Here is a 25,415-nt window from a genome sequence, read left to right on the forward strand (position 1 = left end):
CGGGCTGAAAGTCAGCCTCTCCGGCGTTTGAGGAGCGGGGTCTGGGGCGGAGCCCCAGGGGACGGGAATGGGTAGGGGCGGCGGGGGCGAAACCCCTGCGTCAGAAATCGTCGCGGCGGCTCTCGATGAGCCGCTTCGTGCGCTGGGCCGAGGCCGCTCGGGCCGTCATGTGGTCCAGGACCTCCAGATGCGCGGCGACCTCCGCGCGCGTGTCGAGATAGAGGGCGCCGGTCAGATACTCGCTGTAGACCATGTCCGGCAGCTCGGGCTCCGCGAAACGAAACAGTGCGAAGGGCGCGTACGTCCCCGGATGCGGGCCGGACGCGAACTCGGCGATCTGCAGCGTGATGCGGTCGTTCTCGACGGCCTCCAGGAGGCGGTCCAGCTGATCCCGCATCACCTCGCCGCGGATGCTCACCGGCCGCCGCAGCACCGTTTCGTCCATGATCACCCACAGGCGGGGCGCGTGTTCGCGGGTCAGTAGCTTCTGCCGGGCCAGCCGCAGTGACACATGCCGTTCGATCTCCTCGGGCCGCGTCTGCCCGACGGTTCCCGCGTCCAGGACCGCGCGCGCGTAGTCCTCGGTCTGCAGCAGTCCGGGCACGAAGTGCGGCTCGTACGACCGGATGACCGAGGCCGCGCCCTCCAGGCTCACATGCATGCTGAACCAGTCCGGCAGGACGTCGTGGAAGCGCTGCCACCAGCCGGGCTGGTTCGCCTCCTCGGCGAGCGAGACGAACACCGCGATCTCGTCGTCGGGCACTCCGTACGTGGACAGCAGCACCTGCATGTACGGGATCTTCAGGGCGACCTCGGCCATCTCCATCCGGCGGACGGTCGCGGCCGTGACACGCAGGATCTGCGCGGCCTCGTCCCGCCTCAGCCCGGTCGCCTCGCGCAACTCCTGAAGCCGTCTCCCCAGCACCACCTGGCCCACGGTCGGCGCAGGACGCCGTTCACTCACGCCACGCCTCCCCAAGCGCCGAGCATCGCCAGAAGTTTGCCATGTTTCCGCCAGAACCCTCACGTGAACGGCAGAGCGCCCATGACCTCTCAGGTAATCGACGCTGTCCGCGCGGCCGGGCAGGGTGGATGCACCGGGTCCCGGGCCGGCGCACTCCGCCCCGGGATCCGGGTCCCACCGGCCCGTTCCGGCCCGCCCCGACCTCGACGGAAGGTGATCCATCATGTCCGCAGCCCACCTCGCCACCCTGGCCCGCACCAGCGAACCGCAGACCATGCTGCGCCGCTTCCTGGCACTCGACGCAACTGTCACCGGGGCGAACGGCATCGCCTACGCCGCCGCCTCCGGACCGCTCGGGCGGTTGCTCGGAATCGACCCGGGACTGCTGCTCGGCCTCGGTCTGTTCCTCCTGGCGTACGCGGCGGGCGTCGCCTGGCTCGCCACGCGCCGGCAGCCGCCGGTCCTTCCCGTACGCGCCGTGATCGAGGCCAATCTCGCCTGGGCGGGCTTGAGTTTCGTCGCGCTCGCCATGTGGCTGTCACCGAGTACGGCGGGCGCGGTGTGGGTGCCGGTGCAGGCGCTGACCGTGGCCGGGTTCGCGGGCCTGCAGTACATGGCGCTGCGGGCGGCCTCCGATCGCGGCTGAGTGACCGTCAGGGCACCAGCGACTGAAGGTACTTGGCCGTGGCCGGGTCGGCCGGGAGGAGCGTCTCGATGGCCAGCTCGGCCACCGTCACGTCCATCGGGGTGTTGAACGTCGAGATGGACGAGATGAAGGACAGGACGCGACCGTCGTGCTCGATCCGCATCGGCAGCGCGATGAGGGGGACCGGCTCCGGGGACTCTTCGACGCCCTCGGGGTTCGGGTTGTCGGGATACGGATACGCCGCCACCTCCTCGTACAGCACCCGCAGCGACTCCGAGCGGCGCAGGGCGATCTGCCGTCCCATCTGGTCCAGCAGATGACCACGCCACTCGTGCAGATTGCGGATCCTGGGTGCCAGGCCCTCCGGGTGCAGGGTCACACGCATCACGTTGAGCGGCGGGGCGAGCAGGTGCTCGGGGACACCGTCGAGCAGCATCGCGATGCCCCGGTTGGCGGCGACCACGTTGTAGGTGGCGTCCACCACGATCGCCGGATAGGGCTCGTATCCCTGGATCAGCCGCTCCATGCCCTCCCGCAGGGCCCCCATCGCCGGGTCGTCCAGCGGGGTCTCCCGATAGCGGGGTGCGTAACCGGCCGCCAGCAGAAGGGCGTTGCGCTCCCGCACGGGGACGTCCAGATGCTCGGCGAGACGCAGCACCATCTCCTCGCTCGGCCGGGAGCGGCCCGTCTCGATGAAACTGATGTGCCGCGCCGACGACTCCGCCCGCGACGCCAGCTCCAGCTGACTGACCCGACGCTGCTCCCGCCAGCCCCGCAGCAGCGGGCCGATCCCCTTGGTCATGGGAAGACCGTAGTCGAGGCGTGGCTCAGGGCAGTGGCCGAGTGCGACCGGAGTGACACAAGGGCATCGTGGGACGATCACGGACGGCGGCCGAATCCGTACGCCTCGCCGTCGCAGGCGTACGTCGCCGATTCCCGGTCACCCGCCTGACCAGGACCGAAACCGTCCGGCTGTGGCAGGCTGAGAGAGCCGGAGGTTACGGGATGACGGAAGGAAGCACAGCCATGCCTCTCGAACCGCTGTCGCAGAAGGAGATCGAGGACCGTCTCGCGGAGTTGCCGGGCTGGTCGCTCGACGGTGACCGGATCGCCCGCTCCTACCGGCTCGGCTCGCACTTCGCTGCGGCCGCGATGGTCCTGCACATCGCCCAGCTGCAGGATGAGCTGGACCACCACTCCGACCTCACGCTCGGCTACCACTCCGTCTCCCTCACGGTGAACACGCACAGCGTGGGCGGCGCGGTCACCGAGCTGGACTTCGACCTGGCACGCCGGGTGGAGGAGATCGCTCCGGGGCACGGTGCGAGTTGAGCTCGCTGGTGTTCGACTACAACAAAGAGGCGGAGTGGTACGACGCGTCCCGCGGCGGCGAGCCGCGCGCCGCCGCGGCCGCGAGTGCCGTACTCGGGATGCTCCCCGAGGGGACGCGCACCCTCCTTGATGTCGCCTGTGGCACCGGAACCGTGACCCGGTGCCTCGCGGCGGCGGGGCTCGACGTGACGGGCGCCGACGCGGCGTACGGGATGCTGAGCCGGGCCGCCGAGCAGGTCCCGGGCCGCGTCGTACGCGCCGACAGTCGCCAACTTCCCTTTCCCGACAGCTCGTTCGACGCCGTCTCGGCCATCTGGCTGCTGCATCTGCTGGACGACGCGGCCCTCGTGGTCGCCGAGGCTGCACGGGTGCTGCGGCCGGGCGGTGTCTTCGTCACGACCGTCGACAAGGCGGCCTCCCACGACGTCGGCAGCGACATCGACGCCGTCATGGCTCCCCGCCCGCGCCGTGCTCCCCGCGACGAGGCCGCACTGGTGACCGGCTTCGCCGCCGACAGCGGGCTGCTCCCGGAGGGCCGGTCGGCCTTCCCCGGCCGAGGCCAGGGCCGCACCCCCGCCCGGGCCGCCGCCGATGTACGGCGCGGCTGGTACACGCTCCTCCGCCCCAAAGACGCGCTCACCGAGGAGCTGGCGTCCCGCTTGGAGGAGCTGCCGGACCAGCATGTCCCGCGCCCCGAACCGGAGTTCAAGCTGAGGTCGTTCCGGAAACCGGGGCCGCGCGTCGGGTGAAGTCCATGAACCAGTTCGTCACCCATGTCTTCTCGCCGTCCACCGAGAACGCCTGTTCCCAGCGGGCGGTGGTGTCGGAGATCCCCGACCACACGAAGCGCACGCGCACGGGCTGGCCGATGGGGGTCCCCCCGCTCGAGCGAAGTCGAGAGTTGGGGAGCGTGTCGTCACCGAAGAACTCGCCCCGCCCGTCGGTGAAGTGACCGATCACCGGCGGGAACAGTCTGCCTGAGCGGCTGGACGACCAGTTCAGCGACCACTGCTCGGTCTCCTGGTCGAACAGCCGCAGCGTCAGCCCCTTCCAGCCCTGGCTCGGTACGTCCATCTCGTCGATGTTGGCGGCTCCGTCAAAAAGGCTCCAGCAGCGGTTCGTGGCCGGGAACTCCTCCCAGGTGCTCTGGGCGTCGAGGAAATCGGTGCGGCGGCGATGCGTGACGTCCCACTCGCCGATGAAGAAGTCGAAGTCGTGCGGCGTACTCATGAACGGTCTCCAGTCGTGCCCTCGGGGAGGGAGTCGTTGACATAGGCGTCGAGGTCGGGGACGTCGGGCGCGAGCATGTGCCGTACCCAGGCGTCGCGTTCGTGCAGGATCGGGGGCAACTCCCAGACACACCCGATCCACGGCAGGTCGGGGGTGATGAAGCGCGTCGGGTCGCGGTCCGGGCAGCCGAGCACCGGCTGGCCCGCCGAGGCGCCCCGGAAGTGCAGGACGTTGTCCCACACCCAGCTGTACGCGTTGAGGTACGCGCCGTCGTCGCCGCCCCGGTGCAGCACGACGAACGTCGCGGGCGGTGTGCCGTCCCCTCCGGCTCCGCCCGGCTCCGGCAGCAGCTTCGGCAGGATCGCGTAGGCCGCTTCCTCGACGTCGGGTGCGATGCCCGCCGCGTCGGCCGTGACGTGGTAGCGCTTGATCCGCCGCCCCGCCACCTCGATGGGCGGCGGCACGGTCAGGAGTTTCTCCTTGAAGGCCATGCGAGCAAGCTAGAGCCACTCCACTGACACCATCTGTCAGTGAAGTTGGACGAAGTCTGCAAGGGTGGCCGGGTGAAATCAGCCCGGCTCGTCTCCATCCTGCTGCTGCTCCAGACGCGAGGACGGCTGACCGCCGCCCAGCTCGCAGAGGAGCTGGAGGTGTCGGTGCGCACCGTCTACCGGGACGTCGAAGCGCTGAGCGCCGCCGGAGTTCCGCTGTACGGCGACGCCGGACATGCCGGCGGCTATCGGCTCCTCGACGGCTACCGCACGCGCCTGACCGGGCTGACCGCCGAGGAGGCCGAGGCCCTGTTCCTCGCGGGAGCCCCCGGCCCCGCCGCCGAACTGGGCCTGGGCTCGGTCCTCGCCGCCGCCCAGCTGAAGGTCCGGGCGGCCCTCCCGCGTGAGCTGCGCGCGCACGCCGACCGCGTCAGTGGCCGCTTCCACCTGGACGCGCCCGGCTGGTACGCCGACGACGAGGACGCCCCGTATCTCCCCGCGGTCGCCGACGCGGTCTGGAACAGCCGCGTCCTCCATGTGCTGTACCGCCGCTGGCGCGAGCCCACCGATGTGCGGCGTCGCCTGGAACCGTACGGCCTCGTCCTCAAGGCGGGCCGCTGGTACGTGGTGGCCGGCCCGGGCCCGCGTACGTACCGCGTCGACCAGATCCTCGAACTGGCAGCGTCCGACGAGGAGTTCACCCGGCCCGAGGACTTCGGCCTCGCCGCGTACTGGGCGGCGTACCAGAGGGACTTCCACGACCGGCTCCACCAGGGGGAGGCGGTGGTCCGGCTGGCTCCGGGAGTCCGTCTCACCGGACCGGCGGGCGACGCCGTGCGGGCCGACGGCCGTATGGATACGGATGGCTGGACTGTGGCCACCGTCCCCATCGAGTCCGTCGGCCACGCGCACGCCGAGTTCCTGGGCCTCGGCACGGGCATCGAGGTACTGGAACCGGCCGAACTGCGCGAACGCATCGCCGCGACGTTCGCCGCGCTGGCGCGTACGTACGCGGAGAGGCCGGCTCGTACGCACGCGTAGAGAGCGCTTGCTGAAGGGCGGCAACTCCCGTGCCTCCGGCGACGACTGGGGAAGTAGATCCCGTCTGCCCCTCTCAGGAGGTACCTCACCGTGCAGCACACGCATCGCAGACGCAAGCGAACCCGGCTCCTCCTCACCACCGTGCTCACCGGCGCCCTCGCCGCCGCCGGGCTCACCGCGCTCACGGGCGGCCCGGCGCAGGCGGCGACCGCCCGGCAGGTCGAGAAGCTCGACCGGGGCGTCGTCAGCGTCCACACCGACAGCGGCAACCTGGTCAGCTGGCGCTGGCTCGGCACCGACCCGAACAACGTGTCGTTCAACGTCTACCGGGCTGGTACGAAGGTCAACTCGACCCCGATCACGGGTTCCACGAACTACTTCCACTCCGGCGCCCCCTCTCAGGCCGACTACACGGTCCGCGCGGTCGTGGACGGAGTGGAGCAGGCCGACTCCGTGCACGCCATCCAGTTCCGCACCGGATACAAGGACGTGCCCATCACGCCACCGGCGGGCGGCTCCGGCTACACCTACGAGGCCAACGACGCCTCCGTCGCCGACCTCGACGGCGACGGGGCCCTCGACTTCGTCCTGAAGTGGCAGCCGACCAACGCCAAGGACAACTCGCAGTCGGGCGTCACCGGCAACACATTCGTCGACGGCATCAAGCTCGACGGCACCCGCCTGTGGCGCATCGACCTCGGCCGCAACATCCGCTCGGGCGCGCACTACACGCAGTTCCAGGCGTACGACTACGACGGCGACGGCAAAGCCGAGGTCGCCATGAAGACCGCGGACGGCACGAAGGACGGCACCGGCGCGGTGATCGGCAGTTCGTCCGCCGACCACCGCAACTCCAGCGGGTACGTCCTGTCCGGCCCCGAATTCCTGACCATGTTCAACGGCCAGACCGGTAAGGCGATGCAGACGGTCGACTACGTCCCGGCGCGCGGATCGGTCGCGTCGTGGGGCGACTCGTACGGCAACCGGGTCGACCGGTTCCTCGCCGGCACCGCCTACCTGGACGGCAGCCGCCCCTCGCTGATCATGGCGCGCGGCTACTACACCCGCACGGTGATCGCGGCCTGGGACTGGCGGAACGGCCAGTTCACGCGCCGCTGGACCTTCGACACCAACTCGTCGACCAACACGGGCAAGGGGTACGACGGGCAGGGCAACCACAGTCTGTCCGTCGCGGACGTCGACGCCGACGGCAAGGACGAGATCGTCTACGGCGGCATGACCGTGGACGACAACGGCCACGGACTGTGGACGACGAAGCTGGGCCACGGTGACGCGGGCCATGTCGGCGACCTCAACCCGTCCCGCGCCGGCCTGGAGTACTTCAAGGTCTCCGAGGACAGCTCCAAGCCCGGTTCCTGGCTGGCCGACGCGCGCACCGGGCAGATCCTGTGGCAGACGGCCTCCGGTTCCGACAACGGCCGTGGAGTCTCGGCCGACATCTACGCGGGTTCGGCAGGCGCCGAGTCCTGGTCCGCGGCCGACAGCACACTCCGCTCGGCCACCGGCGCCTCCCTCGGCCGAGAGCCGTCCAGCATCAACTTCGTCAGCTGGTGGGACGGCGACACCACACGCGAACTCCTCGACGGCACCCGCATCGACAAGTACGGCACCTCGGGCGACACCCGTCTGCTGACCGGTGCCTCCGTGCACTCCAACAACGGCACGAAGGCCACCCCGTCGCTCTCCGGCGACATCTTCGGCGACTGGCGCGAGGAGGTCGTCTGGCCGACCTCGGACAACACGGCCCTGCGGATCTACTCCACGCCGTACGAGACCAGCGCGAAGATCACCACCCTGCTCCACGACACGATGTACCGCACGGCGCTGGCCTGGCAGAACACGGCTTACAACCAGCCGCCGCACCCGAGCTTCCACATCGGCAGCGGCATGGCGACGGCCCCCAGGCCGACGGTCTACACGCCCTGAGCGGCGAACACATGCACTGATGGTGAGGCCCCAAGGCGGCCATCCGGGTCCTTCGGATGGCCGCCGCCACCGCGGCCACCGCCGGAGTCACCACCGGCGGCGACACCGAAGCCGCGCCGACCGTCACCGTCACCGAGACCACAGCGGCCGACGGCACCGAGATCGTGAACAAGTCCGATGAGACCCTCAACGCCGACGAGATGTCCGTCAACTGCGCCTACGGCGACGAAGGCAAAGAAGGCGAAGCCATCTTCGACGACGGCCTCAACGGCCTCCCCGAAACCCGCATCCTCGCGGGCCGTTCCCTCTCCGTCCCCTGGGCCTGCGAACTACCCAAGGGCGCGAACGCCCCCACCCGAAGCCCGAAGCGATCCGAGTGGGGGCGCCGCGGCGTGGTCACGCGCCCTACCCGACGTCCGGCAACCCAAGGTCCGGCGGCAGCCCCGGCTTCGAGCCCGCCTGCCGCTCCGACCTGCGCGCGTTCTCCACTCGCATCGCCGTCAGCCAACGCCACAGGTCCGGCAGCCCCTGCCTGGGACATACCAGCCGGTGTTCGATGCGGCAGCGCTGAAGCGGATCCGGCGGGCACACGCCGTACACGGTCACCCGTCCGTCCGACAGGACAATCCACCGGTGCTCGGCCGGCACCAGATGCGCCAGTACATCGACGCCCGGTTCCAGCAGCACCCAGTCCTGCTCCAACGTCGGCACGCGGTCCTGCGGCAACCCGCAGTACGGACACGCGGAGACCTGCGCGCGGCCCCAAGGCCGCGCCCCCTCGACAACGGACCCCATACTGCGAGCGTGCGACCTGGCGGGGCATGCCGCACGGGGGCATTCGGACGGGACCCCTGCGACCGCACGGGCCCGAAGCGGCAGTCGAGACGCCCCACGGCCGCACCCGGCACCCGCGCCTCGCCATCAGCGGCCGGACAGGCGTTGTGGACAAACCGACGTCCCGGCGTCTACTCGTTCGGTACGCCCGGCTCCGGCATCTCCGCCCACACCTGCGCGGCCAACAGATCCGCGTCCTCCTGCGGTGTGCCCGCGTCCACCAGGATGATCCCCCGAGACCCGTCCGGGAAAGTGACCTTCCGCATGGCCGTACCCAACGGGCCCGGCTTCGGCTCCTCCGGCATGGTGGCTCCAATCGTCGGTGCAACAGTCACCGTAACCGCAATCAGCGCCGCCGCTCACGCTCCCCGCGGGCACGCCCGGGAGTGCTCCCAGTAACGGCGCGTCTGCGTGCTGTCCTCGTCGTCGCCGTCGGGCGCGCCGCACGTGCACTGCCCGGCGCGAGGGTCGATGAGGTCGGCGGCCTCACGGTGCCCCGCCTCCCTCAACTGGACAGCGAGCAGGTGGGCGTAGTCCTCGACGAGGAGCGCGGCACTCGTTCTGCTGTGGCCGGCGCCCTCACGGCGTAGCTCCTGGATCAGTTTGGTGCGGGCCATCATGTGGTCGACTCCTCGCCCAGACGCTCCGGCCCGGCGTGTTCACGGAAACTCTTCGATGACGGGCGTGAGCTGCACGCCGAAAGACGCCAGTCTCTCACCTGAAAGGAGGGCGCGTGCCGAGACCGGCACGCGCCCTCCCTGCCCCTCCAGGGGGACTACGACACCGAGCAGGTCCGGTCGCCCAGCTTGAAGGCGGTCGGTTTGCCGTTCGATGCCGTCGAGCTTCCTGTGAAGCCGAAGCTCACCGAGGAACCGGCCGCGACGTTCGCGTTCCAGCCCAGGTTCTTCGCCGTGACGGCCGTACCGGACTGCGTGTGGTCGGCGTTCCACATCTGAGTGACCTTCTGCCCGTCGGGGAAGGACCAGCCGAGCGACCAGCCGCTCCAGGCGCTCGTCCCGGTGTTGGCGAGCCGCACGTCCGCCTGGAAACCTCCCGACCACTGGCTGGTGACCTGGTACGTCACCGCGCAGGCACCCGTAGGCGTCGGATCCGTGCCGCCACCTCCGTCACCTCCACCTCCGCCGTCTCCGCCTCCGCCGGTGTCGGAGGAGTCGCCGTAGATGACCCCGCGCCCGTTCGTCGCCACGTACACCCGCCCGTAGACGCGGGGATCACCGGTGATGGCGGCGCCCGTCCAACCCCACTGGTGGGCGTCGTCGTTGATCCTCGTCCAGCTCGCGCCCTTGTCCGTGGAGCGGAAGATGCCGCGTACGCCGCCGATCTTGGCGCTGGTGTAGAGCGTCTGGTACGAGGCGCCGGCCGCGGCCCTGCCGAAGCCGATGGTGTCGGCCTGCTCGACGCCGGACAGCTTGGTGAAGGTCGCGCCGCCGTCCGTCGAGTGCCACAGCCCGTAGGCACCGTCACTCGCCCCGCCCGCCAGCCAGATGTCGCCCTTGGTGCCGGGCAACGCCTTGAAACGGACGCTGTCACCGCTCGGCAGCCCCGTCGCCGAGGAGGCGGTGAAGGTGGCGCCACCGTCCGAACTGACGTAGAACTTCCCCGACTTGAAGCCGTAGAAGGTCTTCGGGTCGACCCGGTCGGACTCCACGATCGCGCCCGCCGGAATTCCGCTCGAGGCGGACCACGACGAGCCGAAGCCGGTCGTGTGCTGGACGCCGGTGCCCTGCGGGCTCCACACGAAGCGGCCGCCGTCGGACGCGGCGGCGACCGTGCCGCCGCCCGAGACCCCCGAAGGGTCGGTGCCGGCGAACCAGTTGGCGCCGTTGTCCGTGGAGAAGGCGACATGAGGTCCGGAGTCCAGGTTGCCGACCCGTACCACCGTCCCCGGGTTGCTTTCGGCGTAGTCGAGGCTCGTCGTGGAGGTGAAGTTCGGCGCGGTGAACATCATCGACGGCACTTTGGTCAGGTCCGTGTGCCGGAAGCCACCAATGTCACCGAGTGCGCTGAGGAGCGTGGCCGAGCCGGACGGGGGAGCCGCCAGGTCGTTGACGGCCGTCTCCTCCAGGCCCTGCACCATGGGCCTGATGGCGAACTGACCGCCGCTGTCCCACCGCGTCAGGTTCTCGGTGCCGTAGACCGTGGCGCCCGTCCCGTACATCATCCGGTCGGAGTCGAACGGGTCGATCTCCAGCGCCTCGGTCATCCAGCCGAGTTTGGGCGTCTGCTCCGGCGGTGACGGATTCGCGCCCCAGGCCAGCCAGGGCGAGGACGAGACATCCATCGTGTAGCGGTTGGAGCGGTTGGGATACGACGTGTAGTCCCACGCCTTCGTCCAGGTGCCGCCGCTGTCCGTCGAGCGGAAGATCTGGGTGTCCGGCCACCAGGAGCTGTACGCGGTCGCCATCACCGTGCCCGGCTTCTGCCGGTCCACGGTCAGTCCGCTGAAGCCGTAGTACGTGTCGGCCTCCGCGACCGGGCTGATGTCCGTCCAGGCGCCGGTCGCCGTCGCGTACCGCCACAGCCGGCCCTTGCCGCCGTCGTACGGGCCGCCCTTGTCGCTGTAGGCCAGGTAGAGATAGCCGTTCTTGGCGTCGAGGACCCCCTTGTGGGCCAGGTGGCCCGTGGGCTGTCCGGCCAGCCTCGACCAGGTGGCGCCCGCGTCCGTCGAGCGGTACACGGCGTTGTCCTTGTCGGCGACCCCGACGTAGAGGGTCTTCGTGGCGTTCTGGGACGTGCCCGTCGACTCGTCGAAGGTGACCCAGACGATGCCCTGGTTGTCGGAGGCGTAGCCGCTCGTGTCGCTCGGATCCTGCACGTAGTTGCCGACGTTGGGGAAGTTCGTCACCTGCGACCAGGAGGCGCCCGAGTCCGTGGAGCGCCACAGGCCCTTGCCGCTGGGGGCGCCCAGATACAGCACGCTGTTCTTGTGCGGGTCCACGGCGAGCCGCTCGCCCATGCCGCGTCCGGGCATGTTGCCGCCCAGCTTGAACGGCAGGTCGGCCTTCTGCCAGCTCGCGCCCCGGTTGGCGGAGCGCAGCACGGCGCCCTTGCCGGGGTCCCAGCTGTTGGTGTAGGTGCCGACGGCCGCGTACACCTTGTTCGGGTCGACGGAGTCCGAGGCGAGGCTGACGACTCCGGTGTGGCCCCAGTCGTCCCAGCCGACCGAGTCGAGCAGCGGGGTCCAGGTCTTCGACGACTCCTGCCAGCGGTAGGCACCGCCGATGTCGGTGCGGGCGTACGCGAGGTTCTTCTCGCTGCGGTTGAAGACGATGCCGGGGACGAAGCCGCCGCCGTCGATCCGGGCGTTCTTCCAGGTGTAGGTGTCGGCGGCGACGCGCACCGACTTCTCGGCAGCTTCGGGGGCCTCGGCGGCCAGCGCGTACGGGCCGTCCGCCAGGAGGCCGGCCGCCAGAGCGAGCACGGTCGTGAGAACGCGGCCCCTTCTGATGGTTCTTCGCACGGTGGGGGTCCTCTCCTGAAGCGGGGGATGGAAAGGCGCGACGAGCGTGCGGACCCCCGGGAGGAGAGGGGACCGCCCGAGGGTGGGCCCTGCCGTCACGGATGGCGACTGCTGGACGCCACCGCGACGACAGGACCCTGTACACGGAGCAGCGGGGACTTATTCGAGTAGCTCCGCGTACGAGCCCATGGCGAGGGCTATGTCCGCCTGGGCCCAGAACCGGTGGTACGTAAACGTGGGCGCGGCGCCGCCCGCGAGATAGCTCTCGATCTTCGACCACGCCGGGTCGTCCTTGTAGAAGGAGCGGATCGAGGCGAAGGTGGACGAGGAGTCGATCGTGTCGCCGTTCGGCATCTTCCCGGTCCAGCCGCTGGGGATGTACACGCCGTCGTCGAAGCGGTTGTAGTCGGCGCGGGTCTCCGGGACCGCGATGCCGAGCGCGTCCTGGTTGTTCTTCCACATGCCGTCGAGCAGCGCCTTCGCCGTCGTCTTCGCCTCCGTGTCACCGGACCTGTCGGCGTAGTACGTCAGGGTCTTGGCGTACGCGGCGGCCACGCCCACGTCGTTGGTGTAGTCGGCGACGGTGACGTGCAGCCCGCTGTTGGCGCCGGGACTCGACGCGTTCCAGGTGTCGGGCGCGCCCGACCACTGGAGCGTGTTCGGGATGCGGAAGGTGCCGTCCGGGTTGACCGTGGTCTTGGACAGCGCCCAGTCGACCCACTTGTCGAGGACGGTCTTGGCGTCCGCGTCACCCGTCTGCTGGTAGTACTCGGCGACCCGCTCCATGGACCACGCCTGGAAGCCGAACCACTGGTTGGACGGCGGGTCGTGGTACACCGGCTTCTCGTCGTAGTACATGCCGTAGAAGGTGGGCGTGCCTGTCGGCGGGGTCGCGTAGCGGCCCTTCCAGCTGTTGGTGGCACCGCCCGCGATGGCACCCTCGTTGGACTGCAGCCAGCGGTAGAACTCCAGCTGCCGGTCCAGGGACTTGGCCCAGTCGGCCTGCCCCGTCGCCGACTTGGGCTTCAGATCGGCGTACGAGCTGAGCGCGTACGCGGCCAGCGGGTTCTGGTAGCCGCCGTGGGCGTGGCTGGAGCCGATGCGCCAGGACCAGCCCGCCGCGGTGTCGGTGGCGCCGCCCCAGGCGTAGTACCAGGACATCAGGTAGTGCGAGGAGTCCTTGCCGGTCCCTGGGGCACAGGTCGACGGTCCGACGCAGTTGCCGATTTTCTTGTAGTACTTGTCGTACATGGAGTAGCGCAGATAGTCGCCCATCTTCGCGGCCTTGCCGAGGGTCGCCGAGACCTGGGAGCCCTTGCCCTGCTCCTCGGCCCAGATGTCGGCCCAGTACGCGGCCTGCACGGCACGCGCGTCGGCGTCCGGCGCGTTGGTGAACTTCCACTGCTTGGCATAGGAGGCGTCACCGGTGAACAGGTCCAAGTACCCGTTCTTACCGCCGTACTTGAAGGCGTCACAGGTCGGCTGCGTCACCGTCTCCCACACCGACTCCTGCGAGCCGCGCTGGAAGGTGTTGACGTACGACGGGCCGGTCGCGGTCGGCCCTGCCTCGCACTTGCCCGGCTCGTTGCCGTAGCCGTAGACGTTGTCCACGTCCTGCAGCCAGTGCATGCCGTAGACGTCGTCCGTGCCGTACGCGCTCTTCAGCTCCGAGGCGATCGGGTCCGAGCCCACCGAGACACCGGTGTCGAGCTTTGCCGGGTACTCGTTCGGGGTGTCCAGCTCGGGCGCGTACGTCCCGGGCTTGGAGGCGTTGTAGAAGGAGTTCGTCGGCTGGTCGGCGTGCGTGGGGATCATGAACTTCTCCATGGTCTCCCACGCGGCGTTGAACCTGGTCCAGTCGCCGGTGACCTTGCCGTACATCGCCTGCAGCCAGATCAGATAGCTGTACGCCTCCGACGTCGTCTCATGGCCGTGGTCCGGCGCCTCGACGATCAGGGTCTCGACCGAGTGGTACGGGATGCCCTCGGGGGAGAAGTAGCCGTTCGCCGGGTTGGTGATCTTGCCGTAGAGCTCCAGGAAACGGGCGTCGTACGCCTTCGCCGCCGCGAGCTGGGTGACGGTGACCGTGGCCTTGGTGTGCCCGGTGGCGGTCGACTCGAAGGTCGCCGAGCCGGTGCCGGAGTCGGCGGCGGTGACGGTCACCTTCTGGGCCGTGTTCCAGTTCGACGGCGTGAAGCGGAGCGACGAGCCGCCGGTGACGGTCAGGCCCGTGTTGCCGCTCGTGCGGGCCGTCGAAACGGTCACGTCGGAGGACGGCTGCGTCGACAGCTTCACGTCGAATGTGCCCGTCTTCCCCTGCTGGACGCCGAGTTGGGCGGGCGAGGCCACCACTGCGGGCCCCGAGGCGACCGTGATGCCGACCGGTGTGGACTCCGCCGAGGCACCCAGGCTGTCGTACGCCTTCGCCACCAGGGAATGACTGCCCACGGTCAAGCTATTGGCCGACAGCGTGTAGGGGGACGTCGTGTCGGTGCCCAGCAGCGTCGTGTCGTCGTAGAACTCGACCTTGCTGATCGTCGCGTTGTCGGCGGCCGCGGCGGTGGCGGCCAGCGGGACCGCGTCGCCCCGCGTGTAGACGGCGCCCGGGGCGGGGCTAGTCAGCACGGTGATCGGCGGCTGATGGGCGCCGGCGCAGGTGGTGCCGTTGACGGTGAACCTGTCGGGCGCGGTGTTCGTGCCGCTGTACGTGAACTGGGCACCGGTGGTGACGGCGGCTCCGGCAGCGATCTTCGCGTTGTAGGAGGCGCTCTTCACGGTGACCGACTTGCCGGACTGCGACCAGGTGCCGCTCCATCCGTTCGAGAGCTTCTGGTTGCCCGCGTAGTCGTACGTCAGGGTCCAGTCGTCGATGGCCTCTGAGCCGCGGTTGGTGAGGGTCAGTTCCGCGGTGAAACCGGAGCCCCAGTCATTGGTCTTGTAGTCGACACTGCACTGAACTGCAGCCGCTTGAGCGGGAGTTGAGCCTGCCGCCAGCGTGGTGAGGGGGAGCGCGAGGGCCGCCGCGACAGCGGTCCACAACCGCCGCCCGCGACGTCTCTTCTTGCCTGCCATGTTCTGGTTCCTCTCCTTGCGGCTCGGAGATGTGGGGGAGGAGCGACAAGCTTTGAACCAGTGGGAGCGCTCCCATATTGAGGAGGCGGGTACAAGGGGTCAAGGTGTTTGAAGAGTCGAAATGATTCGATAGATCAACAGCGCAACTCCTCTGTTCTTTACCATCACTTGGCGCTACCTTCTTCCGCACCAGTGGGAGCGATTCCATTCAGTCGACGCGGCCGTCACGGCGCGTCAGAGCTGCAAGGAGTCGCTCATGCGACACCCCCCGCGTTCATCTCTTTTACTGGCCGGTGCGGCCGTGGCCCTCATGGGCACCGCGATCGCCCCGGCCGTCACGGCTTCCGCGGCAGCACCCGCGTGCACGGTGGAGTACTCCGTCACCAGCCAGTGGGACACCGGCTTCCAGGGCGCCGTGAAGATCACCAACAACACCGCCGCGCTCAGCGGGTGGAGTCTCACCTTCGACCTGGCCGGCGGACAGAAGCTCAGCCAGGGCTGGAACGCCAAGTGGTCCCAGTCCCAGACCACCGTGACCGCGGCCAACGCGAGCTACAACGGCTCGCTGGCCTCCGGCGCGAGCGTCAGCGCCGGGTTCCTCGCTTCGTGGTCGGGGAGCAACGCCGCGCCCACGTCGTTCAAGCTCAACGGGACCCTGTGCAACGTGGACGCGGAACCGTCGCCCGACCCGCCGGACCCACCCGATCCGCCGGAACCCACGGACGGCCCGCCGGTGCTGGAGGTCTCCGGCAACAAGCTGGTCGACGAGAGCGGCGCCACCCGGCGACTTCTCGGAGTCAACCGCTCCGGCGGCGAGTTCGCGTGCGTCCAGGGCAACGGCATCTGGGACGGCCCGGTCGACGACGCCTCGGTGAAGGCGATCGCCGACTGGAAAGTCAACACCGTCCGCATTCCGCTGAACGAGGAGTGCTGGCTGGGCCTGTCCAACATCAAACCCGAGTACGCCGGCGCCAACTACATCAACGCGGTCAAGGACCTGGTGGCGAGGGTCAAGGCGCACGGCATGACGCCGATGCTCGAACTGCACTGGTCCTACGGCCAGTACACGGGCAACTCCGCCGGCTGCGCCGACGTGCACGCCGGCTGCCAGAAGCCGATGCCCAACATGCGCTACACGCCGTCCTTCTGGGCCTCGGTCGCCAGCACCTTCAAGGACGAACCGACCGTCGTCTTCGACCTGTTCAACGAGCCCTACCCGGACCGCGCGACATCCACCGCCACCCAGGCGTGGACCTGCTGGCGCGACGGCGGCACCTGCCCCGGCATCGGATACGAGGTCGCCGGAATGCAGGACCTGATCGACGCGATCCGCGCCACCGGCGCCAGGAACGTGATCCTGGCCGGCGGGCTCGCGTACTCGAACGACCTGAGCCAGTGGCTGACGTACAAGCCCAACGACCCGTCGGGCAATCTCGGCGCCGCCTGGCACGTCTACAACTTCAACACCTGCGCCAACGAAAGCTGCTGGGGCTCCACGCTCGCCCCGGTCGCCGCCCAAGTCCCGCTCGTGGCGGGCGAGATCGGCGAGAACACCTGCGCGCACTCCTTCATCGACCGCGTCATGGCGTGGTTCGACGAGCGCGACCTGTCCTACCTGGGCTGGACCTGGAACACCTGGAACTGCAACTCCGGGCCGGCCCTGATCTCCCACTACGACGGCACACCCACGTCGTTCGGCATCGGGCTGCGCGATCATCTGCGCTCCCTCGACGGATAGGAACCCGCACACCATGAGTCGTACCAGAACAGCGTTGCTGGCAGCCCTGGCGCTGCTCGCCTCGGGGACGGGCACCGCCGTCGCGGCGATCCCCGCGGACACCGGCGCGGCCGCCGTCCCCTGCACCGTCGACTACAAGGTGCAGAACCAGTGGGACAGCGGCTTCACCGCCGCGGTCACGGTCACCAACCACACCGCGGCCAAGTCGTCCTGGGCCGTGAAGTGGTCGTACGCCGGAAACCAGAAGATCACCAACGGCTGGAACGCCAACATCAGTCAGAGCGGGACCGCGGTCACCGCCGCCAACGAGAGCTACAACGGGACGCTGTCGACCGGCGGTTCGATCAGCTTCGGCTTCAACGCCTCCTACAGCGGCACGAACGCCCTGCCCACGACCTTCACGCTCGACGGCGTGACCTGCAACGTCGACGGCGGCGGCCCCACAGATCCGCCCGACCCGACGGGACCCGGTGACCGGGTGGACAACCCGTACACCGGCGCCAAGGTCTACGTGAACCCGGAGTGGTCCGCGAAGGCCAGGGCCGAGACCGGCGGCAGCCGGATCGCGGGCCAGCCCACGGGCGTCTGGCTGGACCGGATCGCCGCCATCAACGGTGCGGGCGGCAAGCTGGGTCTGCGCGCCCACCTCGACGAGGCTCTGAAGCAGAAGGGTTCGGACCAACTGGTCGTCCAGCTCGTCATCTACAACCTGCCCGGCCGTGACTGCTCGGCGCTCGCCTCGAACGGCGAACTCGGCCCGACGGAGATCGACAAGTACAAGACCCAGTACATCGACCCGATCGCCGCGATCCTCGCAGACCCCAAGTACGCCGCGCTGCGGATCGTGACGACGGTCGAGATCGACTCGCTGCCGAACCTGGTCACCAACACCGGCAGCCGCCCGACGGCCACGCCCGAGTGCGACGTGATGAAGGCCAACGGCAACTACGTCAAGGGCGTCGGCTACGCGCTGAACAAGCTCGGTGACGTGCCCAACGTCTACAACTACGTGGACGCCGGCCACCACGGCTGGATCGGCTGGGACGACAACTTCGGCCCGTCGGCGGACGTGTTCAAGCAGGCGGCGACGGCCGAGGGCGCGACGGTGAACGACGTGCACGGCTTCATCGCCAACACCGCCAACTACAGCGCGCTGAAGGAGAACAACTTCACGATCAACGACAACGTGGCGGGCAAGTCCGTGCGTGAGTCGAAGTGGGTCGACTGGAACCGCTACGTCGACGAGCTGTCCTTCGCGCAGGCCTTCCGCCAGAAACTGGTCTCGGTCGGCTTCCCCTCGGGCATCGGCATGCTGATCGACACCTCCCGAAACGGCTGGGGCGGTACGGCACGGCCGTCCGGCCCCGGCGCGACGACCAGCGTCGACACCTACGTCGACGGCGGCCGCTACGACCGCCGCCTCAACACCGGCAACTGGTGCAACCAGTCCGGCGCCGGCCTCGGCGAGCGCCCGCAGGCCGCACCGGCCGCCGGCATCGACGCCTACGTGTGGATGAAGCCCCCGGGCGAGTCCGACGGTTCGAGCAAGGCCATCGACAACGACGAGGGCAAGGGCTTCGACCGCATGTGCGACCCGACGTACACGGGCAACCCCCGCAACGGCAACAACATGTCGGGCGCGCTCCCGGACGCGCCGATCTCGGGCCACTGGTTCTCGGCCCAGTTCCAGGAGCTCATGAAGAACGCGTACCCGGCGCTCTGAGCTCCGCTGAGAGGGCGGTTCGGAATCTGCGGGCCGTCGGTGGTTGATCGCGCAGTTCCCCGCGCCCCTTACCGGGCGCGGGGAACTGCGTCAGTTGTTTCTGCCCAGCCCTCGGAGGATTGCGAACTCGACGGGGGAGTAGTCGCCGTCGGGCCGCTCGAGCTCGTACTGCACGGCCGGCAGTAGCGGTGGCTGCGCCATGAAGCGCGGGCGGGTCCCGTGGTGCGGCTGCGCGGAGTGCACCAGGAACGGGTGACACAGGTACACGTCGCCGGGGCGGCCGGTGGCGTACGCGAGCGGGCGGTGTGCGGAGGCCTCGACCAGCTGCGGGGCGATCTCCAGTCCCGAGACACCCTTCTCGCCGTACGGCTCCAGGACCTTGGGGACGTCGAGATGTGAGCCCACCCGGATGCGTGTCGGGGCGTCCGCCTCGGTGACCTCGCTGAAGAGGAAGAGCATCAGCAGTGCCCGGTCCTTCGAGCGGACATTGGTGTACGGCCAGGTGGCGCCCTCGGGCTGATAGCTCCCCTCGATGTGCCAGCCCGCGTCCTCCGGTTCCTCCTCGTGCGGGAAGCGCAGCGGGAAAGTGCCCAGCGAGTAGCGCGACAGCCAGCGGTCCTCGCCCACCAGCAGATTGAACGCCTCATGCAGGACGGGAGTGTTGACCGCGGCGGCGAACGGCCCCTGCGCCATGTCGGACACCCAGTGCACCGGCTTGTCCCAGGTCGACGGGTGGTCCGGGTCGTAGCCGGTCTCCCGCCACAGCAGCCGCGCGCAGTGCGTGGCGACGCGGGGCGGAAAGGCGCCCTCGATCTTCACGAAGCCGTCTTCGAGGAAGCGCTCCACCATCTCGTCGTCCATGCCGTCATCCTCGGTGTTCGGGCCGCGCGGACGCATCCGGTTTTTTCTGGCCCGGTTTTCCGGCCGAAACGCCTTGCTGTTTCCGCAACATGAGTGGCCGTTTCCGGGAGTCGGGAGCACGCTGGGCGCATCCCGAACGAGAGGTCAGGAATCGTGCCACACCATCACGATCACACTCAGATCGACTTCGCCGAGATGCTGCCCATGCTGGAGCAGGAGGCCGAGCTGTTCACCCCGCTCTACCGTCAGGCGGCGGCCTGGTTGCGGGAGCGGAAGCCCGAGCCGGAGCTGATCGCGGACGTGGGCAGCGGCCCCGGCGTCATCTCCTGCCTCCTCGCCGAGACGTTCCCGCAGGCGCGGGTCATCGCCGTGGACGGCGCGGAACCCCTCCTCGAACACGCCCGCGCCCGTGCCGCACGCTTCGGGATCGCCGACCGCTTCAGCACCCTGGAGGCCGAACTCGCCGACGGACTGGGCGACTTGGAGTACCCCGCCGACCTGTTGTGGGCCAGCAGGTCCCTGCACCACGTCGGCGACCAGCGAGCCGCCCTCACCGACTTCGCGAGCCGCCTCGCGCCCGGCGGCATCCTCGCCCTCCTGGAGGGCGGCCTGCCCGCGCGCCACCTCCCGCGCGACATCGGCATCGGCCGCCCCGGCCTGCAGGCGCGCATCGACGCCGTCCAGGAGGAGTGGTTCACCAGGATGCGGGCCGAGTTGCCCGGCGCGGCGGAGGAGACCGAGGACTGGCCGGCCCTGTTGACTGCCGCCGGCCTGCGCCACACCGCGACCCGCACCTTCCTCCTCGACCTCCCCGCCCCCCTCTCGGACGAGGCCCGCGCCTGGGTCGTCACCACACTCACCCACCGTCGGGAAGGCCTCGCCGATGGCCTGGACGCCGACGACCTGGCCACCCTCGACCGGCTCCTCGACCCGGACGACAAGGCGAGCGTCCACCACAGGCCGGACGTGTTCGTGCTGGCGGCACAGACGGTGCACGTCGGGGTGAAGGCGGCGTAGCCGGCGCTCGGTCCTGGATGTGGTGTGGCTTCAGCAACCGCTCACTCACGTGCTGGGCCAAAGCTCCGTGCATGCCGAAGCCGCCGTCCGAGCGGATCGGGCGGCGGCTCCGTGTGTGTACGACCCGTGGGTCAGGCCATGTTGAACGTCGCCGGGTCCGGGCCGAGGCGACGGTCCTCGTTGAGCGCGCTGATCGCGGCGATGTCCTCGGCGTCGAGGGAGAAGTCGAAGACCTCGATGTTCTCCTTGATCCGGGACGGCGTCACCGACTTGGGGATCACCACGTTCCCGAGCTGGAGGTGCCAGCGCAGGACGATCTGCGCGGGCGTACGGCCGTGCTTCTGGGCGATGGCCACGATCGCCGGGACCTCCAGGAGCCCCTGGCCCTGGCCGAGCGGCGACCAGGCCTCGGTGGCGATGCCCTGCTCCGCGTGGTACTCACGCGCGGCGAGCTGCTGCAGCTGCGGGTGCAGCTCGATCTGGTTGACGGCCGGGATGACGGACGTCGCGTCGATCAGCCGCTCCAGGTGCTCCGGAAGGAAGTTGGAGACACCGATGGACTTGGCGCGACCGTCGGCGAGAAGCTTCTCGAAGGCCTTGTACGTGTCCACGTACGTGTCCTTGGCGGGCAGCGGCCAGTGGATCAGGTACAGGTCCACATAGTCGAGGCCGAGCTTCTCCAGGGACGTGTCGAAGGCGCGCAGCGTCGAGTCGTACCCCTGCTCGCTGTTCCAGAGCTTGGTGGTGACGAAGAGGTCCTCGCGGGCGATGCCGGAGCCGTTGAGAGCCTTGCCCGTGCCCTCCTCGTTGCCGTAGATCGCGGCGGTGTCGACGCTGCGGTACCCGGCCTCCAGCGCGGTGGCGACCGCCTGCTCGGCCTCGTCGTCCGGCACCTGCCAGACACCGAAACCCAGCTGCGGCATCTCGACGCCGTTGTTCAGGATGATCGGGGGGACCTTGCTCACTAGCTCTCGATCCTTCAGTCGTCGGTTGGGTTATCCCATGGTCAACCATCATGGGACCGTCGTGTATTCCTGCCCCCTCTTCGCCGACCGATTCGGGGACTGGCCGGATTCTGACGGCAGTCTCGACCCTATCGGTCCAGACCATTGACCGCGTCCCGTCATGTCGCCACTCTGTCCCAGGTGACTGAACTTGGTGCACGTACATGAACCTCCGTGGACTTCCGTCGAAGGATGAGGTGAGAGGCCTGTGAGCACCACACGAAGGAACCTGCTCGGAGCGGCGCTCGGCGGTGCGACCGCCGCTGCCGTCGCTCTGCCGGCCGCCGGTGCGCACGCCATGAGCGCACGCGCCGCCTCCTGGCAGCTGAAGTGGTCCCCGTCGGCGCGCGACGACGGACTCCGCGCGTTCGAGACCCTGGAGGACGACCGCGCCGACTCGCACCCCGCCGCCTCCCCGCACATCTACGCCACCGGCGACAACTGGCGCTTCAACATGCACACGGTCGACCGGGACACCTCGACCGACCGCCAGCGCCACGAGGTCACCGGCCTGCGCAACGGCAGCGGCAGCAACTACCTCAGGTGGACCGAGGGGCAGACCTGGCGGGTCACGTACTCGATGTACATCCCCAAGTCCCTGAAGGCGACCACCACCTTCACCCACATCATGCAGATGAAGCAGCCGGGCTCCGGCAGCTCGCCCATCGTCGTGCAGTCGCTGCGCCGGGTGAACGGCGTCCAGACCATCGAGTTGAAGCTGTTCACCGACGACATCCTCGTCGGGCGTACGAACCTCGAGCCGCTGCACGACAAATGGACCGACGTCGACTTCCAGATCAAGGTCGGCAACGGCTCGGCCGGCTCGGTCCGCTGGATCCTCAAGAGCGGCTCCACGACGGTCATCGACAAGTCGAGGACGGGCGTCGACACCTTCCTCGCCGACCGCGTACGCCCCAAGTGGGGCATCTACCGCTCCCTGGGCGACACTTCCGGCTCCCTCCAGGACTGCCATCTGCTGCTGACGAACCTGCGGGGCTACCAACTCGTGTGACGAGCCGGGGCATCACTACGCCCGGTACAGCGCATCCACCTCGGACGAGTACGCCTTCTCGATCGCCTTCCGCTTCAGCTTCAGCGAGGGCGTCAACAGCCCGTGTTCCTCGGTGAACTGATGGGCCAGTATGCGGAACGTACGGATGGACTCCGCCTGCGACACCAGTGTGTTCGCGGCGACCACGGCACGGCGTACCTCGGTCTCCAGGTCCGGGTCGCGCACCAGCTCGGCCGGGGACAGTCGCGGCTTGCCGTGCATCTGGAGCCAGTGCTCGACCGCCTCCGCGTCCAGGGTGACGAGCGCCGCTATGTACGGCCGGTCGTTGCCGACGACGATGCACTGCGCGACCAGCGGATGGTCGCGCACCCGCTCCTCGAGTTGTCCGGGTGAGACGCTCTTGCCGCCGGACGTCACCAGGATCTCCTTCTTGCGCCCGGTGATGGTGAGAAAGCCGTCCTCGTCGATCGACCCCAGGTCGCCGGTGGCCAGCCAGCCGTCGTGCAGGGCCGCGTCGGTTGCCTTGGGGTCGTTCAGATAGCCCTGGAACAGATGGGGGCCGCGCAGCCAGATCTCGCCGTCGTCCGCGATGTGCACGGTGGTGCCGGGGATGGGCTGGCCGACGGTGCCGTACCGGGTGCGCTCGGGCGGGTTGGCGGTCGCGGCGGCCGTGGACTCGGTGAGGCCGTACCCCTCGTAGATCTGGACGCCCGCGCCCGCGAAGAACAGCCCGAGCCGCCGGTCCATCGCCGAGCCGCCGGACATGGCGCGCTTCACGCGGCCGCCCATCGCTTCGCGGATCTTGGAGTAGACGAGCTTGTCGAAGAGCTGGTGCTGCACCCGCAGGGCCGCCGAGGGGCCGGGACCGATGCCCCAGGCCCTCGCCTCGACCGCGTCCGCGTACCGCACGGCGACCTCGACGGCCTTCTCGAACGGGCCCGCCTTGCCCTCCTTCTCGGCCTTCCTGCGCGCCGCGTTGAAGACCTTCTCGAAGATGTAGGGCACGGCCAGGAAGAACGTCGGCCTGAACGCGGCCAGATCGGGCAGCAGGGCCGCCGCGCTGAGCTGCGGCTGGTGGCCGAACTTGACCTTGCCGCGGATGGCGGCGACCTGGACCATCCGCCCGAAGACATGCGCGAGGGGCAGGAACAGCAGGGTGGCCGCCTGGTCGCCCTTCTTCGAGTGGAACAGAGGCTGCCAGCGCTCGATGACCGTGTCCGCCTCGAACATGAAGTTGCCGTGCGAGATGACACAGCCCTTGGGGCGGCCGGTGGTGCCGGACGTGTAGATGATCGTCGCGGTCGACTCGGGCGTGACCGCGCGCCGGTGCCGGTGCACCACCTCGTCCTCGAGGTGCGCCCCCGCCTCGTACAGCTCGTGCACCGCGCCCACGTCCAGCTGCCAGAGCCGGCGCAGCATCGGCAGGCGGTCGATGACCGTGGCGATCGTCATCGCGTGGTCCTCGTGCTCCACCATCGCGGCCGCCACCTCGGCGTCGTGCAGCATCCAGAAGACCTGCTCGGCGGAGGACGTCGGGTAGATCGGCACGATCTGGGCGCCGATCGACCACAGTGCGTAGTCGAAGAGCGTCCACTCGTAGCGGGTACGGGACATGATCGCTACCCGGTCCCCGAACCGGATTCCCTGGGCGAGCAGCCCCTTGGCGAGGGCCAGCACCTCGTCACGGAACTCGGCGGAGGTCACATCGTGCCACTGGCCCCGTTCGTCCTTGCGGCCGAGCGCGACATGGAGTGGGTCCTCCAGGGCATGGTCATAGACAGCATCGGCCAGGCCGCCCACCGGCGGCGCCGACGCCAACGGAGGGTTGGTGAACTCGCGCAATCCCCGCTCCTTGTGACGCTCCGCACAGCGCCGTGAAAGCTACCCCACCTCGGGACCGTACGGGAGAGGGCGAGGAACCGGGCATGTGTCACATATGTGGTGACCGACCGGTGGGAAAGTACTCAGATGGGGAAGGGTCGGACAGAATCCTTACTGGACAGTAAGTTTCGGGTCCGTAATCTCCACGGAATCTGTACGGCGTGATTACGCCGCGAGAGCACTCCGTGAGGGGTGCGGGACGCTACCGGGCTCACCGCCCGCGGTGCAACCGGTCGCCGCGCGTCAGGATCGTCGCCGCCAGCGCGTCCGCCGCGCCCTGTGCCGCGGTCCGGCGTCGGCCGTGGACCAGAACGAAGTCGACCTCGCCCAGCTCGGGCAGGTCCGCGCGGTCCGGGACACGGACGAGCCCCGGAGGGATCAGCCCCCGGGAGTGAGCCATCACGCCGAGTCCCGCCCGGGCGGCCGCGATGAGGCCGTTGAGGCTGCCGCTGGTGCAGGCGATGCGCCAGGCCCGTCCCTGCTTCTCCAGAGCCTCCAGGGCGAGGGCGCGGGTGATCCCCGGCGGCGGGTACACGATCAGCGGCACCGGGCGCTCGGGGTCGAGCCGGAGGCGCTCCGCGCCGATCCAGACCAGCCGGTCGTGCCACACCAGTTCGCCGTGCGGGTCCTCGGGGCGCCGCTTGGCCAGCACGAGGTCGAGCTTCCCGTCGGCGAGCTGCTCGTGCAGGGTGCCCGAGAGCTCCACCGTCAGCTCCAGGTCGACCTCGGGGTGGTCGTACCGAAAACCCTCCAGGATCTCGGGGAGCCGGGTCAGGACGAAGTCCTCGGACGCGCCGAAGCGCAACCGGCCGCGCAGCCGCGTGCCCGTGAAGAACGCCGCCGCCTGCTCGTGCGCGTCCAGGATGCGGCGCGCGAAGCCCAGCATCGCCTCGCCGTCCTCCGTCAGCTCCACGGAGTGGGTGTCCCGCGAGAACAGCTGCCGCCCGGCGGTGTCCTCCAGGCGGCGCACATGCTGGCTGACCGTCGACTGGCGCAGACCGAGGCGTCGGGCGGCCTGCGTGAAGCTCAGCGTCTGGGCCACGGCCAGGAAGGTGCGCAGCTGCGAAGGCTCGTACACAGGCACCAGGCTATCGCGATTCGTGATGACAGTCAGAGTGGTATGCCGGATTCCCGATCACGG

22 protein-coding genes are annotated in these 25,415 nt (G+C 69.2%); 9 read left to right on the forward strand and 13 right to left on the reverse strand.

Annotated elements, in window-relative coordinates; genetic code table 11:
* Positions 1-100: 100 nt before the first annotated feature.
* Complete coding sequence (locus FGD71_RS42490) at positions 101-964, reverse strand: helix-turn-helix domain-containing protein (RefSeq protein ID WP_119105940.1); 864 nt, start codon at positions 962-964, stop codon at positions 101-103.
* Positions 965-1,187: 223 nt separating this feature from the next.
* Between FGD71_RS42490 and FGD71_RS42495 the strand changes: the two genes are divergently transcribed.
* A complete protein-coding gene (locus FGD71_RS42495; RefSeq protein WP_119105941.1) occupies positions 1,188-1,610 on the forward strand; it encodes a hypothetical protein in 423 nt (140 codons plus the stop codon).
* Positions 1,611-1,617: 7 nt separating this feature from the next.
* Here the strand turns inward: FGD71_RS42495 and FGD71_RS42500 are convergent, their stop codons facing one another.
* Positions 1,618-2,412: a helix-turn-helix domain-containing protein gene (locus FGD71_RS42500; RefSeq protein ID WP_119105942.1), complete on the reverse strand. Its 795-nt coding sequence runs from the start codon at positions 2,410-2,412 to the stop codon at positions 1,618-1,620.
* Between the two features lie 224 nt (positions 2,413-2,636).
* Between FGD71_RS42500 and FGD71_RS42505 the strand changes: the two genes are divergently transcribed.
* Both FGD71_RS42505 and FGD71_RS42510 read left to right on the forward strand, forming a co-directional pair.
* A complete protein-coding gene (locus FGD71_RS42505) occupies positions 2,637-2,942 on the forward strand; it encodes a 4a-hydroxytetrahydrobiopterin dehydratase (RefSeq protein ID WP_119105943.1) in 306 nt (101 codons plus the stop codon).
* A gap of 8 nt (positions 2,943-2,950) precedes the next feature.
* Positions 2,951-3,691 (forward strand): class I SAM-dependent methyltransferase, encoded by a 741-nt coding sequence (locus FGD71_RS42510; RefSeq protein ID WP_119105964.1) that lies wholly within the window; start codon positions 2,951-2,953, stop codon positions 3,689-3,691.
* Here FGD71_RS42510 and FGD71_RS42515 read toward each other — a convergent pair.
* Together FGD71_RS42515 and FGD71_RS42520 are read right to left on the reverse strand one after the other, a co-directional pair.
* The gene (locus FGD71_RS42515; RefSeq protein ID WP_119105944.1) at positions 3,648-4,172 is read right to left on the reverse strand and encodes a hypothetical protein; all 525 of its coding nucleotides are present in this window, start codon (positions 4,170-4,172) and stop codon (positions 3,648-3,650) included. The genes FGD71_RS42510 and FGD71_RS42515 overlap by 44 nt on opposite strands.
* Complete coding sequence (locus tag FGD71_RS42520; protein ID WP_119105945.1) at positions 4,169-4,663, reverse strand: hypothetical protein; 495 nt, start codon at positions 4,661-4,663, stop codon at positions 4,169-4,171. The genes FGD71_RS42515 and FGD71_RS42520 overlap by 4 nt, the downstream gene beginning before the upstream one ends.
* 72 nt (positions 4,664-4,735) lie before the next feature.
* Between FGD71_RS42520 and FGD71_RS42525 the strand changes: the two genes are divergently transcribed.
* Together FGD71_RS42525 and FGD71_RS42530 are read left to right on the forward strand one after the other, a co-directional pair.
* Positions 4,736-5,704: a helix-turn-helix transcriptional regulator gene (locus FGD71_RS42525; protein ID WP_119105965.1), complete on the forward strand. Its 969-nt coding sequence runs from the start codon at positions 4,736-4,738 to the stop codon at positions 5,702-5,704.
* Between the two features lie 90 nt (positions 5,705-5,794).
* A complete protein-coding gene (locus FGD71_RS42530) occupies positions 5,795-7,651 on the forward strand; it encodes a rhamnogalacturonan lyase (RefSeq protein WP_119105946.1) in 1,857 nt (618 codons plus the stop codon).
* Positions 7,652-8,056: 405 nt separating this feature from the next.
* Here the strand turns inward: FGD71_RS42530 and FGD71_RS42540 are convergent, their stop codons facing one another.
* The 5 genes from FGD71_RS42540 to FGD71_RS42555 form a co-directional block, all read right to left on the reverse strand.
* Positions 8,057-8,446 carry a DUF6083 domain-containing protein gene (locus tag FGD71_RS42540; RefSeq protein WP_219925810.1) on the reverse strand — a complete coding sequence of 130 codons (390 nt, stop codon included), beginning with the start codon at positions 8,444-8,446 and terminating at the stop codon, positions 8,057-8,059.
* Positions 8,447-8,616: 170 nt separating this feature from the next.
* Positions 8,617-8,790 carry a hypothetical protein gene (locus FGD71_RS47775; protein ID WP_162931381.1) on the reverse strand — a complete coding sequence of 58 codons (174 nt, stop codon included), beginning with the start codon at positions 8,788-8,790 and terminating at the stop codon, positions 8,617-8,619.
* A gap of 54 nt (positions 8,791-8,844) precedes the next feature.
* Positions 8,845-9,105, reverse strand: a complete 261-nt coding sequence (locus tag FGD71_RS42545; protein WP_119105948.1) for a hypothetical protein — start codon at positions 9,103-9,105, stop codon at positions 8,845-8,847.
* A 155-nt stretch (positions 9,106-9,260) separates the two neighbouring features.
* Positions 9,261-11,954: a cellulose binding domain-containing protein gene (locus FGD71_RS42550; RefSeq protein WP_119105966.1), complete on the reverse strand. Its 2,694-nt coding sequence runs from the start codon at positions 11,952-11,954 to the stop codon at positions 9,261-9,263.
* Between the two features lie 171 nt (positions 11,955-12,125).
* Positions 12,126-15,038 carry a glycoside hydrolase family 48 protein gene (locus FGD71_RS42555; protein ID WP_119105949.1) on the reverse strand — a complete coding sequence of 971 codons (2,913 nt, stop codon included), beginning with the start codon at positions 15,036-15,038 and terminating at the stop codon, positions 12,126-12,128.
* Between the two features lie 256 nt (positions 15,039-15,294).
* Between FGD71_RS42555 and FGD71_RS42560 the strand changes: the two genes are divergently transcribed.
* Both FGD71_RS42560 and FGD71_RS42565 read left to right on the forward strand, forming a co-directional pair.
* Positions 15,295-16,776, forward strand: coding sequence for a cellulase family glycosylhydrolase (locus FGD71_RS42560; protein ID WP_119105950.1), 1,482 nt, complete (start codon positions 15,295-15,297; stop codon positions 16,774-16,776).
* A 13-nt stretch (positions 16,777-16,789) separates the two neighbouring features.
* A complete protein-coding gene (locus FGD71_RS42565) occupies positions 16,790-18,499 on the forward strand; it encodes a glycoside hydrolase family 6 protein (RefSeq protein WP_119105951.1) in 1,710 nt (569 codons plus the stop codon).
* Between the two features lie 90 nt (positions 18,500-18,589).
* On the opposite strand, the gene FGD71_RS42570 is transcribed toward FGD71_RS42565, so the two are convergent.
* A complete protein-coding gene (locus FGD71_RS42570; RefSeq protein ID WP_181359387.1) occupies positions 18,590-19,360 on the reverse strand; it encodes a phytanoyl-CoA dioxygenase family protein in 771 nt (256 codons plus the stop codon).
* Between the two features lie 195 nt (positions 19,361-19,555).
* Here FGD71_RS42570 and FGD71_RS42575 point away from each other — a divergent pair, with 195 nt between their 5' ends.
* Entirely contained in the window at positions 19,556-20,377 is an 822-nt protein-coding gene (locus FGD71_RS42575) for a class I SAM-dependent methyltransferase (protein WP_119105967.1), read from the forward strand.
* A 131-nt stretch (positions 20,378-20,508) separates the two neighbouring features.
* Here FGD71_RS42575 and FGD71_RS42580 read toward each other — a convergent pair whose 3' ends face one another.
* Complete coding sequence (locus FGD71_RS42580; protein ID WP_119105968.1) at positions 20,509-21,300, reverse strand: aldo/keto reductase; 792 nt, start codon at positions 21,298-21,300, stop codon at positions 20,509-20,511.
* A 289-nt stretch (positions 21,301-21,589) separates the two neighbouring features.
* Between FGD71_RS42580 and FGD71_RS42585 the strand changes: the two genes are divergently transcribed.
* Positions 21,590-22,393 carry a polysaccharide lyase family protein gene (locus FGD71_RS42585; protein ID WP_119105953.1) on the forward strand — a complete coding sequence of 268 codons (804 nt, stop codon included), beginning with the start codon at positions 21,590-21,592 and terminating at the stop codon, positions 22,391-22,393.
* 15 nt (positions 22,394-22,408) lie between these two features.
* Here FGD71_RS42585 and FGD71_RS42590 read toward each other — a convergent pair whose 3' ends face one another.
* Both FGD71_RS42590 and FGD71_RS42595 read right to left on the reverse strand, forming a co-directional pair.
* A complete protein-coding gene (locus FGD71_RS42590; RefSeq protein ID WP_119105954.1) occupies positions 22,409-24,235 on the reverse strand; it encodes an AMP-dependent synthetase/ligase in 1,827 nt (608 codons plus the stop codon).
* Between the two features lie 250 nt (positions 24,236-24,485).
* Complete coding sequence (locus tag FGD71_RS42595) at positions 24,486-25,352, reverse strand: LysR substrate-binding domain-containing protein (RefSeq protein WP_119105955.1); 867 nt, start codon at positions 25,350-25,352, stop codon at positions 24,486-24,488.
* Positions 25,353-25,415: the final 63 nt, after the last annotated feature.

This window comes from Streptomyces sporangiiformans (assembly GCF_005768555.2).
Classification (GTDB): domain Bacteria; phylum Actinomycetota; class Actinomycetes; order Streptomycetales; family Streptomycetaceae; genus Streptomyces; species Streptomyces sporangiiformans.